Raw genomic sequence first — 11,926 nt, forward strand, 5'->3', positions numbered from 1 at the left:
TAGCGGCAATCACCAGAACAGTAACGGTACAATCGGCCTGATCCCATTCGGTACAGTTTTCGCCCATCCTGTGCCGATCCGTCCGCCGAGGTCCGCATGTCCGTTCCGCTCGACCAGATTCCCGCGCCGCACGACGCCCAGCAACTCACGCTCGTCGACCAGCTCGTGCAGTGGGGCCGACGCCGCATCGACGAGCGCGTGTTCCGGCCCGGCATGCGCATGCCGTCCATCCGCAAGCTCGCGATCGACAAGGGCGTGTCGCGTTTCACCGTGGTCGAAGCCTACGAGCGGCTCGTCGCGCACGGCTATCTGGATTCGCGGCGCGGCTCGGGCTTCTACGTGCGCGATCGCGTCACGCCGCCTGCGCCGGGCGCGCTTGCCGCGTCGCATCGCGAGCCGGTGCAGAGCACCATCGACGTCGTCTGGCTCTTGCGTAACATGCTGCACACGGCGAGTCCCGAGAAGGGGCCCGGCCTGGGCTACCTGCCTTCGCGCTGGCTCGACGGCGAACTGATCACCAACGCGCTGCGCTCCATGAGCCGTCTCGCCGGCGCGCAAATGCTCGGCCTCGGCACGCCGCAGGGCTTTCTGCCGCTGCGCCAGCAGTTGCAGACGCGGCTCGCGGAACTGGAGATCGGCGCATCGGAGCAGCAGATCGTGCTGACGTCGGGCATCACGCAGGCCATCGACCTGATCGCGCGGATTTACGTGAAACCGGGCGATACGGTGATCGTCGGCGATCCCGCGTGGTTCCAGATGTTCGGCCGCTTCGCGTCGCAAGGCGCGCGGCTCGTCGGCATGCCGTATACGCCCGAAGGTCCGGATCTAAACGCGCTTGAGACGCTCGTCGCGACGTGGCGGCCGAAGATGCTCATCGTCAATTCGGTGCTCCACAATCCGACCGGGACGTCGCTGACGGCGGCGCAGGCGTTTCGCATTCTTCAGCTCGCGCAGGAGTACGACTTCATCGTCGTCGAGGACGATGTCTACGGCGATCTTTGCCCGACGGGCTTCGCCGCCACGCGCCTCGCATCGCTCGATCAACTGAAGCGCGTGATCTTTCTCGGCAGCTTCTCGAAGACGCTCGCCGCGAATCTGCGCGTGGGCTACGTCGCGGCGTCGGTGGACGTGGCGAACGCGCTTGCCGATCAAAAGATGCTCGTCGGCATGACGAGCCCGGAGCTGAACGAACGCGTCGTCTACAAGATTCTGACCGAGGGCCACTACCGGCGCCACGTCGAGCGGCTGCGGACGCGGCTCGACACCGTGCGCGACAAGACCGCGCGGATGCTGGAAAGCACCGGCCTGCGGCTCTTCACGACGCCCGAGGCGGGCATGTTCCTGTGGGCGGACGCGGGCGTCGATTCCGATGGTCTGGCGGCGGCGGGTCACGAAGCCGGCTTTCTGATGACGCCCGGCAGCCTCTTCTCGCCGCAGCAATCGCCGACTACTTGGATGCGCTTCAACGTCGCCAATTGCGGCGATCCGGCGCTGCCCGCGCTGATCGCGGGCCATCTGGAGAAGGTTGCGCGGCGGGCGATCTAGCGGCCGCCCGGCAAATGGCGTCGTGAGAGCGGCGCGTCGATGAAATCCGCGAGCACCGTTTCGTAGCGCGCGAGCGCATCGGGCGCGTGCCGGTAGCGGTGTTCGTAGAGCGCGCCGGGCGCGTCGTGGAACTTCAGCGCGAAGTAGTCGGCGAGCAGATTGCCTTGCGCTTCCATGTTGTAGTCGGACAGACGCTTGTCCGGTCCGAGCACATATCCGTAGCCGAGCCCGATGCGAATCGCGCCGCGCAGGCGCACCCAATAGCCGAGCTGGAACTGCCACACGTGCGTCATCTCGTGGATGAACCACATCTGATCGCCGATGCCGCACGCCGAGAAGTCGTCGCGATGGCACGCGCGCGGGAAATAGAGGCTGCCGTTCGGCGCCATCGCGGTATGCGGCGGCTGCAAGCCGAAGGGCAGATACGCCCGCGCATGCACGCGCACCGTCGAATAGTCGATCGAATCGCGAAAGACGAGTCGCGCCAGCGCGATCTCGCCGGACGTGAGCGGGCGGGAGCGGCGGGCGGGCTTGAGCATGTCGTTCGGCGAGCTTGAGAGTGGCGCAGGCGGATCTTATCGAAAGCGGCGCTCGCGCTCTTGAAATGGCGCGGGCCGCCCTCATATCGGACGAATTCGCCGGGCGGCGCGCCGAAAGCCGGCCGCATCGCCCGGCGGCACGACAGCATCTGACGACATCAACCAGAGGACCCGACCATGGCGCAAGAAACCATGAGCTTTCAGGCGGAAGTGAAGCAGCTTCTGCACCTGATGATCCATTCGCTGTACAGCAACAAGGAAATCTTCCTGCGCGAGCTGATTTCGAACGCATCGGACGCGGCGGACAAGCTGCGCTTCGAAGCCATCGAAAACAGCGCGCTGTACGAGAACGATCCCGACCTGCGCATCCGGATTTCGTTCGATAAAGCCGCGCGCACCGTCACCATCGACGACAACGGCATCGGCATGAGCCGCGACGAAGCCATTTCGCATCTGGGCACCATCGCGCGGTCCGGCACCAAGGAGTTCTTCTCGAAGCTCTCCGGCGACCAGCAAAAGGACGCCGCGCTCATCGGCCAGTTCGGCGTGGGCTTCTATTCGGGCTTCATCGTCGCGGACAAGATCACGGTCGAAACGCGCCGCGCGGGCCTGCCGGCGAGCCAGGGCGTGCGCTGGACGAGCGCGGGCGAGGGCGATTTCGAAGTCGAGGATATCGAGCGCGCCCAACGCGGCACCACCATCACGCTGCATCTGCGTGCCGACGAGGACGATCTGCTGTCGTCGTATCGCCTCAAGTCGATCATCCAGAAGTACTCGGATCACGTCGCGCTGCCCATTCTGATGAAGAAGGAAGAATGGGACGCCGAGAAGAGCGAGATGGTCGTGAAGGACGAGGACGAGACCGTCAATCAGGCGAGCGCGCTCTGGACGCGCCCGAAGAGCGAGATCACCGACGAGCAGTACAAGCAGTTCTATCAGCACATCTCGCACGATCACGACGATCCGCTCGCGTGGACGCACAACCGCGTCGAAGGCCGCAGCGAGTACACGCAACTGCTGTACGTGCCGAAGCACGCGCCGTTCGATCTGTGGAACCGCGAACATCGCGGCGGCCTGAAGCTCTACGTGAAGCGCGTGTTCATCATGGACGACGCCGAGCAACTGCTGCCCGCGTATCTGCGCTTCGTGAAGGGCGTGGTCGATTCGGCGGACTTGCCGCTCAACGTGTCGCGTGAAATCCTGCAGGAAAGCCGCGACGTGAAGGCCATTCGCGAAGGCGTGACCAAGCGCGTGCTTTCGATGCTCGAAGAACTGGCGACGTCTTCGGCCGAAGCGACCGAAGACGCCGACAAGGAAAAGTACGCGACGTTCTGGCGCGAGTTCGGCCAGGTGCTGAAGGAAGGCATCGGCGAGGATTTCAGCAATCGCGAGCGCATCGCGAAGCTCGTGCGCTTTGCATCGACGCATAACGACAGCGACGTGCAGAACGTGTCGCTCGCCGATTACGTCGCGCGCATGAAGCCCGAGCAGACGAAGATCTACTACGTGACCGCCGACAATTGGCAGGCCGCGAAGAACAGCCCGCACCTCGAAGTTTTCCGCAAGAAGGGCGTCGAGGTGTTGCTGCTGACGGATCGCGTCGACGAATGGATGCTGTCGTTCCTGAATGAATTCGACGGCAAGCCGCTCGCGAGCGTGGCGCGCGGCGACCTCGATCTCGGCGCGCTCAACGACGAAGAGAAACAGCAGCAGGAGAAGGTCGGCGAGGAAATGAAGCCGCTCGTCGAGAAGATGAAAGAGGCGCTTCAAGGCAAGGCGAAGGACGTGCGCCTCACGTTCCGCCTGACCGATTCGCCGAGCTGTCTCGTCGCGGACGAAGGCGACATGAGCGGCTATCTGCAGCGCATGCTGAAGGCGGCGGGGCAGAAGGCGCCGCAGGCGGAGCCGATTCTCGAGGTGAATCCGGACCATCCGCTCGTGAAGGCGCTGAACGCCGAGAACGCGAATTTCGCGGACTGGTGCCATCTGCTATTCGATCAGGCGCTTCTGGCCGAAGGCGGGATGCTGGAAGATCCGGCGAGCTTCGTGAAGCGGACGAACGCGTTGTTGTTGGCGCATTAAGCCGCACTGAATCGCGCATGGAAGAACGCGCTGCCGGGTAAGCCGGCAGCGCGTTTTTTATTTGCTCTTGCGGTCTTTGGTCGATTGCGCGAGCACGGATGCGGCGAGCGTCTTCGTCTCTTGCGAATACTTCGTGCTGTGGAGCACTTCGCCCGCTTTGTGCTCCATTTCAGCGCTCGTCTGCTTAGAAGAATGCGATTGCGCGAGCGCCGATCCAGCCAGCTTCTTCGCGATAGCGGACGCCTTCGGATCGTGCAGCGTTTCGGCGGCAAGGTGCGCGACGTTCGGCGAGGTTTGCTTCGTGTTCTTCGTCATTTTGATATCCTCAATGTTTCTCGCGATGCCGATGGCACGCGGATTCGATAGTCTTACCCGCCCGCGCCACGCTTGCCATACGATTCATCCGAACCCGAGGCCGGTTTTAAATGGCCGCCATGCCGATTCCGAACGATCCCGTCGATGCCCACTGGCGCATCGCGCCGCATCCTGTTTGCAGTGACGATCAGAAAGACTGGCTCACGCGTGGGGGTTCGCTGACCGCCCATCTGCGCACGCTCGGCGCGGTGACGGTCGACGTCACGCGCGAAGCCGTCGATATTCCGTGGCGCGACGAATGGCGCGCGCTCGGCGGGACGCCGCGCACGCCGGTCTGGACGCGCGAAGTCGTGCTGAAGGTCGACGGCGTACCGTTCGTCGCGGCGCACAGCATCGTCGCGCTGTCGCACAGCACGGGCGTGTGGCAGTCCATGCGACGCCTGCGCACGCGACCGCTCGCCGAGCTTCTCTATAGCGACAGCAGCGTGTCGCGTTCGATGCTCGCGAGCCGCGTGCTGACGGCGCGGCATCCGCTGTATCGGCTGGCGGCGAAGCAGGCGGAAGCGAATCACACGCTCGTCGCGAGGCGGTCCGTGTTCCTGCGCCACGGCGCGGCGCTGATGGTCACCGAATGCTTTCTCGATGCGCTCTGGCGCGCGCTCGCATCGCGCGATGCGCCGCATGCGGTGCATCGGGAACATGCGCGGGCCTACGAGCATTTGAGCTCGCATGCGAAGCGCGTCGTCCACGGCGAAGCGCGATGAAGCTTGCGGGCTTTGCGCCGGTTGGCGACGCGCATACGCATACGCTGATTCTCGGCAGCTTTCCGGGCGTCGCGTCGCTCGCGGCGACGCAGTACTACGCGCATCCGCGCAACCAGTTCTGGCGGCTGGTCGGCGCGGTCATCGGCGAACCGTTGCACGAACTCGCTTACGAAGAACGGCTCGCGCGCGTGATGAAGCACGGCATCGGCCTGTGGGACGTGCTCGCCGCATGCGAGCGCGAGGGCAGTCTCGACAGCGCGATCCGCAACGCATCGCCGAACGATTTCGCCGTGTTCCGCGAGCGCTTTCCGACGCTGCGCAAGGTGTGCTTCAACGGCAAGACATCGGGCAAGTTCGCGCCCGTGATCGCCGCGGCGGGCTACGCGACGCTCGTGCTGCCGTCGTCCAGTCCCGCCAATGCTATCCTCTCGTTCGATCAAAAATTGCGCATCTGGCGCGACATTCTCAGCTGAACTTATGGAATCGATCGTCACTTCTGGCGCGTAATCTCAGAGACCACATCAAGAACTCATATAGTGCAATCGCAACCGCAATTCGGTTGACCGCTATCTGCCTAACAATGGTTCAGAATCTCTAGAAATGGGTTTTTCTCAATGACGGCTGCGTGTGATTTCTTTCTGAGCAGCGACGGAAGATCTCCCTGGCGTTGAAGCAGCATAACTATCTCTTTCAGTGAGCATAGGAAGATCGTCCTAAGGTTAAGCGCATTTCTGCATTCCGTAAGCACCGGTTCGGAATACCCATTCGTGGCAATAAAAATGCCTCGTACGTTAGGCCGCAAAAGTAGCCGACTGAGATGTGGAGAGAAGTCGCCAATTCCTACGGGCGCATTGAGCCATTTCATCTCGATCAGATAAATCGATCCGTCCAACTCGATGACGCCGTCAATTTGTTCGAGTACCGTACCGCTGTCGGGAGATTTGCGCCGGAAATCTTCACGGAGATGAATACTGTAGGCTCTAAATAGGTCGTTCAATACAGCTTCAAGTTGCTTGCCACGCTGCTGCGGCGAATCCTCCATCCCGAAAAGTGCGAATAGCCGCCCACTGATTTCCTCAATCTTTGCCCGTTTTGCTGCCGCCTCTGCTTGCTCGGCACGCTGCCGAGCAAGCAACTGCTCCCGTTCCGCATCGCGTTCTTGTTTCATTCGAGTAAACGAATCCTTCGCGCTAACCGTGGCCCGCAGTTCGGCGACCAGCCCTTTTGCCTTAAGCCGGTCGGTTTCCCAGCACGCTTCGAAGCTGTCGAATTCCGTGACGCGCTTGATGATCTCGCGACGCGGACGAAGGCCACTGTCACCGCGCGCATTCACTTTCGCGAGCACATTGCTGACGATCTCGAATTTTTTTATGGCGTCGCGATTCGTGCGGACAATGGAGTCAACTTCGGCGAGGTCGTCTTGCGCGACGCCGGCCCCTTGTAGGAAAACTAAAACGGCCGGCTTGCTGCGACATAGCAGTGGAATGGTGTCTACCAGCAAATTGAAGACGTCGGGAGGATAATGAAACTGCTCATCCATGTTGTTCTGGTTCCTTCAGGAGTGGCGCGAATAACGGCTTTTCATATTGCCGGTAATCAAGGACTGTCTGTAATTGGAGCGCTCTCTCGCCCTCACCAAGGTACTTCGTTCGAATTCGTTGCCATTAGTCATGCGAAATATCTTGGTGACGAAGCTTGGCGTGCGGTCCTCGGATTATATGCTCACCCGCTTCTAAATAGAGGCGGAGGAGAACTTGCCAGAGTCACTGGTTGCGATCGTGCGGGGACGTTTGGCTCGCTACGAAGTGCGCCAGAGGCTGCACACCTGAGGTTGCCGTCGTCCAGTCCCGCCAATGCTATCCTCTCGTTCGATCAAAAATTGCGCATCTGGCGCGACCTTCTCAGCACACAATGACGACTCTCATCAAGCGCGCATCGGCCGAAGCGCGTGCGTTCAGCCGCAAGAAAAACGACAAGCATCGACACGACGAAGACGATCTCGCCAAGGCGCCGCGCATCGACGCGCCGCGCAAGCCGCGTTTCGCGCCCGTGACGTTCTCGGAAGAGGGCGGCGTGCGCTATCTGCATTTCGGCACCGAATGGGTGCAAGGCGCGATGCGCCTCCGAAAGCCCGATCACATCGAACTGGAGTACGCGCAGCAGATGATGGCGTGGCTGCTTTTCATCGAGACGCCCGAGCGCATCGTGCAACTGGGGCTCGGCGCGGCGGCGCTCACGAAGTTCTGTCATCGGTATCTGAAGCGAGCAAAGGTCGAAGCGGTCGAGCTGAATCCGGCGGTCGTGATCGCCGCGCGCGCCATGTTCGAGCTGCCCTACGACGACGCGCGCCTCACCGTGACCGAGCGCGACGCATGGGAGTTCGTCAACGACCGCGCGAATCACGGCACCATCGGCGCGTTGCAGATCGATATCTACGATGCCACCGCGCGCGGTCCCGTGCTCGACAGCGTGTCTTTCTATCGGGCGTGCCGCGCCTGTCTCACGCCGCAAGCGGGCGTCGTGACGATCAATCTCTTCGGCGATCACCCGAGCTTCGTGCGCAACATGCGCCATCTGAACGAAGCATTCGATCATCGCGTGATCGCGCTGCCCGAAGTGCATGATGGCAATCGCGTGGCCATTGCGTTCGCCGGTCCGACGCTCGACGTGCCGTTCGCCGCGCTCGTCGAACGCGCGAAGCTGATCGAAGCGGAGCTCGGCTTGCCCGCGCGCAAGTGGGTGAAGGGGCTCGCCGAAAGCGCGGGCCTGCCGTTGAACGGCTCTTTCTCCATCTAGTTCGAAGCGAATCACGCAGGGCGCTGAAGCGTTTCAGCGCCTTTCACATCTGGGGAATGCTCGGGATTCTCCCTGCTTGACCGTGTTTTGGCGGTCCCTATACTCCTCCTGTTATTTCGGGGCGCTTTCTGCGGCGTGTCGTCTGCGCGAGGGCCGCCGGACGGCTCCGCGGGCCACGGCTCGAAGCGAATGCTCAAAAACAAACTGGAGACCATCATGGCTCAAGATCCGGGCCGCACTGGACAACCGCGTAATAAGCATTGGCTCTGGCTTCTGATCCTTCCGTGGATCGGCGTGGTGTGGGTGCCGTTTTACAACAAGATCGAGCCCGTGCTGTGGGGCTTCCCGTTCTTCTACTGGTATCAGCTTCTCTGGGTGCTGGTGAGCGCGGTCATCACGGCCGTCGTCTACAAGAAAACCAAGGCGCTGTCGTCCGGCCGCGCGGGGCAAGGCCAAGGAGGCGCGCGATGATGAACGTCACCGCAACTTTCGTATTCGTTCTGTTCTTCGTCGGGGTGACGATTCTCGGCTTCATCGCGGCGCACTGGCGCAAGGCGGACCTCGGCCAGCTCGACGAATGGGGTCTCGGCGGCCGGCGCTTCGGCACCATCGTGACGTGGTTCCTGCTCGGCGGCGATCTCTATACGGCATACACCTTCGTCGCGGTGCCGGCGCTCGTGTTCGGCGCGGGCGCGACGGGCTTCTTCGCGCTGCCGTACACCATCCTGATCTATCCGTTCGCGTTCGTCGTGTTCCCGAAGCTCTGGAGCATCGCGAAGCGCCACGGCTATGTGACCGCCGCCGACTTCGTGCACGCGCGCTACAACAGCCGCATGCTCGCGCTCGCCATCGCGCTGACGGGCATCGTCGCGACCATGCCGTATATCGCGCTGCAACTCGTCGGCATCGAAGTGGTGATCGGCGCGCTCGGTTTCAGCACGCAGGGCTTCGTGGGCGACCTGCCGCTCATCATCGCGTTCGCGATTCTCGCGGCCTACACGTACACGTCCGGCCTGCGCGCGCCCGCGATGATCGCCGTCGTCAAGGACGTGCTGATCTACATCACCATCATCGCCGCGATGATCGTGATTCCCGCGCAACTCGGCGGCTTCGGGCATATCTTCGGTACCGTGCCGCCCGCGAAGCTGCTGCTGAAAGCGCCCGACGCCGCGAGTCTGAACGGCTACAGCGCCTACGCGACGCTCGCGGTCGGCTCGGCGCTCGCACTCTTCCTGTATCCGCATTCGGTGACGGCGATCCTCTCGTCGAACTCGGGCAACACCATCCGCCGCAACATGGCGCTCTTGCCCGCGTATTCGCTGGTGCTCGGGCTGTTGGCGCTACTCGGCTACATGGCGCTCGCCTCGGGCGTGAAGGACATGCCGGAGTACGCGTCGTACTTCAAGGCCTACGGCGCGAACTTCGCGGTGCCGGCGCTCTTTTTGCACTATTTCCCGTCGTGGTTCGTGGGCGTGGCGTTCGCGGCCATCGGCATAGGCGCGCTGGTGCCGGCCGCGATCATGTCGATCGCAGCGGCCAATCTCTACACGCGCAACGTGCATCGCGAGTTCCTCAATCGCTCGATGACGCCGGAGCAGGAAACCAACGTCGCCAAGCTGGTGTCGCTGATCGTGAAGGTCGGCGCGGTCGTGTTCATTCTGGCGCTGCCGCTCACCTACGCGATTCAGCTGCAATTGCTCGGCGGCATCTGGATCATTCAGACGCTGCCCGCGCTCGTGCTGGGTCTCTATACGCGGGTGCTCGATCATCGCGGTCTGTTGATCGGCTGGGCGGTGGGCATTGCCGTCGGCACGTGGATGGCCGTGTCGCTGCAGTTGAAGGGCTCGATCTTCACGGTGCACATGTTCGGTTACGCCGTGCCGGGCTACGCGGCGGTGTGGGCGCTGATCGTCAATCTGATCGTGTCGGTGGGCGTGAGCGCTCTGGTGCGCGCCATCGGCCTGAAGCGCTCGGATGACCGCACGCGGCCCGAGGACTATCTGGACGTCGTGGAAAGCTAAAATCGCGTGCCGCGTTTCATGACGCGGTGGCGGCTCTGATACGCTAACGCCCGTAATGGCCATCGGCCGTTGCGGGCGTTTTGCTTCGCGCCCGTTGATCGACAAACCGCTTACCGACGCGAGCGACTCATGTTTTCATCGACATCGGCGTCAGCGCGCAAAAGCCGCGCGATGCGGCTCATGCACGGCCTGGCGTCACCGTTCTTTCGCTATCGCCACGCGAAGATGATCCATGCGGTGCGCGTCGCGCTCGGCATGGCGACGTCGTTTCTCGTCACCACGGGCATCAATATTCCGCACGGCAGTTGGGCGTCGGTATCGCTTCTAGTTGTGGTCGGCGGGTTGCAGCACTACGGCAATATCCGCAAGAAAGCGGCCGAGCGCGCGCTCGGCACGGCGCTCGGCGCGGCCATCGGACTCATGCTGATTCTGGTGCAGACGCTCTTCGGCTCGCTCGCGCTGTTCTTCATTCTGATGTCCGCCATCGCCGGGGCGTGCGCGTATTACGCCATCGGCAAGGCTGGCTATGTCGCGCTGCTGACGGCGATCACCATGGTAATCGTCGCGGGCCACGGCGATTCGCCGTTCGATGTCGGCTTGTGGCGAACGGCGAACGTGCTGATCGGGATTGCCATTGCGCTGGCGTTCTCGTTCGTGCTGCCGCAGTACGCGACGTACTCGTGGCGTTATCGCCTCGCCGACAATCTGCGCGAATGCGCGCGTCTTTACGGCGCGTTGCTCGACGGCACGCCGTTGCTCGCGGAAGAAACCGCGCGCCGCTTCTTCGCGATGAGTCAGCGCCTCGTGCAGTCCCGCGCGCTCATGGAGTCCGTCGCGAAGGAAACGCGTGTGCCGGTGGCGCGGCTCGAAGAGATCCAGCGGCTGCATCGCTCGATTCTCGCCGCGCTGGAGATGCTCGTGACGTCGATGCCGGACACGCCGCGCGCGACGTGCGGTTTTGCACTCGACTGCTCGCCACGCGAGCAGCAGGTGCGGCAGAAGCTGCTGAAGATGGCGCGCGCGCTGCGTTTCGGCCGCGTCGGTTTGCTGTACATGCGTGCCGACGCGAACGCGAACGCGAACGCGAACGCGCATGCGAGCGTCGAAGCGGACGAGGGCGATGGATCGACGCAGGGCATGCACTGGCTCGCGATGCGTTTCGCGGAGCAGGTGGATCGCTTGCGGCTGCGTCTGAGTGAAATTGAGCGTCAGTGGAATATCGAAGGCGCGCGGCCGCTGCCCGGCTGACGCCCCGCGCGCTCAGGGCTGCGCCGTGGCGTCCTGCGACGGCTGCGGCGCGTCGCCCATTTCGACGGCGTTCACGACGTTGATGAGCCACGGTACGCCGAAGCGGTCTTTCAGCATGCCGAAGCCCGCCGTGAAGAATGTGGACTGCCACGGCGTGAGCACCGTGCCACCTTCGCTCAATGCGTTGAACGTGCGCTCGCCTGCTTCGGCGTTTTCGGCGCCGATCGATAGCGTAAAACCTTGATATTCGCGGTGCGGCTGGCCGAACTGGCCGTCCGACACCATGATTGCCGTGCCCCCGACGCTGAACAGCGCGTGCATGACCTTGTCGTGCCACTCCGCCGGCACGTTCGCCGCGTCGGGCGTGTCGCGGAAACGAATGAGCGTCTGAATTTCCGCGCCGAACGCGGATTGATACAGCGCGAGGGCGTCCGCGCAATCTCCGTGGAAGAAAAGATACGTATCCAGTTGCATTGAAAGCTTCTCCGAGCTTGGGCGGCGCTCCCGCCAAAGCACGAAAGTCTATTGCAACCGGAAGCCGCGCCGACCCGGAGAAGGTCAATTTACGTCAAAAGACGCCTGGAACCGTCCTTTTCTGAACGTCCTTGCGGCAGAC

General features: G+C 62.8%; 12 protein-coding genes and 1 pseudogene. 9 read left to right on the forward strand and 4 right to left on the reverse strand.

Annotated elements, in window-relative coordinates; translation table 11 throughout:
• Positions 1-96: 96 nt before the first annotated feature.
• On the forward strand, positions 97-1,545 hold the full coding sequence (locus tag HWX53_RS05930; RefSeq protein WP_175939867.1) for a PLP-dependent aminotransferase family protein: 1,449 nt from the start codon (positions 97-99) through the stop codon (positions 1,543-1,545).
• On the opposite strand, the gene HWX53_RS05935 is transcribed toward HWX53_RS05930, so the two are convergent.
• On the reverse strand, positions 1,542-2,084 hold the full coding sequence (locus tag HWX53_RS05935) for a Rhs element Vgr protein (protein WP_175939868.1): 543 nt from the start codon (positions 2,082-2,084) through the stop codon (positions 1,542-1,544). The genes HWX53_RS05930 and HWX53_RS05935 overlap by 4 nt on opposite strands.
• A 177-nt stretch (positions 2,085-2,261) precedes the next feature.
• On the opposite strand from HWX53_RS05935, the gene htpG reads away from it, so the two are divergent.
• Positions 2,262-4,166 (forward strand): molecular chaperone HtpG, encoded by a 1,905-nt coding sequence (gene htpG / locus HWX53_RS05940; protein WP_175939869.1) that lies wholly within the window; start codon positions 2,262-2,264, stop codon positions 4,164-4,166.
• Between the two features lie 57 nt (positions 4,167-4,223).
• Here the strand turns inward: htpG and HWX53_RS05945 are convergent, their stop codons facing one another.
• Positions 4,224-4,481: a hypothetical protein gene (locus tag HWX53_RS05945; RefSeq protein ID WP_175939870.1), complete on the reverse strand. Its 258-nt coding sequence runs from the start codon at positions 4,479-4,481 to the stop codon at positions 4,224-4,226.
• 119 nt (positions 4,482-4,600) lie between these two features.
• Between HWX53_RS05945 and HWX53_RS05950 the strand changes: the two genes are divergently transcribed.
• The gene (locus HWX53_RS05950) at positions 4,601-5,245 is read left to right on the forward strand and encodes a chorismate lyase (protein ID WP_175940624.1); all 645 of its coding nucleotides are present in this window, start codon (positions 4,601-4,603) and stop codon (positions 5,243-5,245) included.
• A complete protein-coding gene (locus HWX53_RS05955) occupies positions 5,242-5,718 on the forward strand; it encodes a DNA-deoxyinosine glycosylase (RefSeq protein ID WP_175939871.1) in 477 nt (158 codons plus the stop codon). Before HWX53_RS05950 ends, HWX53_RS05955 begins: the two co-directional genes overlap by 4 nt.
• A gap of 101 nt (positions 5,719-5,819) precedes the next feature.
• Here HWX53_RS05955 and HWX53_RS05960 read toward each other — a convergent pair whose 3' ends face one another.
• On the reverse strand, positions 5,820-6,785 hold the full coding sequence (locus tag HWX53_RS05960; protein WP_175939872.1) for a restriction endonuclease: 966 nt from the start codon (positions 6,783-6,785) through the stop codon (positions 5,820-5,822).
• A 285-nt stretch (positions 6,786-7,070) separates the two neighbouring features.
• Between HWX53_RS05960 and HWX53_RS27575 the strand changes: the two are divergent.
• The 5 genes and pseudogenes from HWX53_RS27575 to HWX53_RS05980 form a co-directional block, all read left to right on the forward strand.
• Positions 7,071-7,160, forward strand: a pseudogene (locus HWX53_RS27575) (DNA-deoxyinosine glycosylase); the annotation flags it as partial.
• The gene (locus tag HWX53_RS05965) at positions 7,157-8,041 is read left to right on the forward strand and encodes a spermidine synthase (RefSeq protein WP_175939873.1); all 885 of its coding nucleotides are present in this window, start codon (positions 7,157-7,159) and stop codon (positions 8,039-8,041) included. The pseudogene HWX53_RS27575 and the gene HWX53_RS05965, both read left to right, overlap by 4 nt.
• A gap of 216 nt (positions 8,042-8,257) precedes the next feature.
• Entirely contained in the window at positions 8,258-8,512 is a 255-nt protein-coding gene (locus tag HWX53_RS05970; protein ID WP_175939874.1) for a DUF3311 domain-containing protein, read from the forward strand.
• Positions 8,512-10,062, forward strand: a complete 1,551-nt coding sequence (locus HWX53_RS05975) for a sodium:solute symporter (protein ID WP_175940625.1) — start codon at positions 8,512-8,514, stop codon at positions 10,060-10,062. The genes HWX53_RS05970 and HWX53_RS05975 overlap by 1 nt, the downstream gene beginning before the upstream one ends.
• Before the next feature lie 129 nt (positions 10,063-10,191).
• Positions 10,192-11,310, forward strand: coding sequence for an FUSC family protein (locus HWX53_RS05980; protein ID WP_175939875.1), 1,119 nt, complete (start codon positions 10,192-10,194; stop codon positions 11,308-11,310).
• Between the two features lie 12 nt (positions 11,311-11,322).
• Here the strand turns inward: HWX53_RS05980 and HWX53_RS05985 are convergent, their stop codons facing one another.
• Positions 11,323-11,784: a VOC family protein gene (locus HWX53_RS05985; protein ID WP_175939876.1), complete on the reverse strand. Its 462-nt coding sequence runs from the start codon at positions 11,782-11,784 to the stop codon at positions 11,323-11,325.
• Positions 11,785-11,926 lie beyond the last annotated feature (142 nt).

It is taken from the genome of Caballeronia sp. BCC1704, assembly GCF_902833455.1.
GTDB lineage: Bacteria > Pseudomonadota > Gammaproteobacteria > Burkholderiales > Burkholderiaceae > Caballeronia.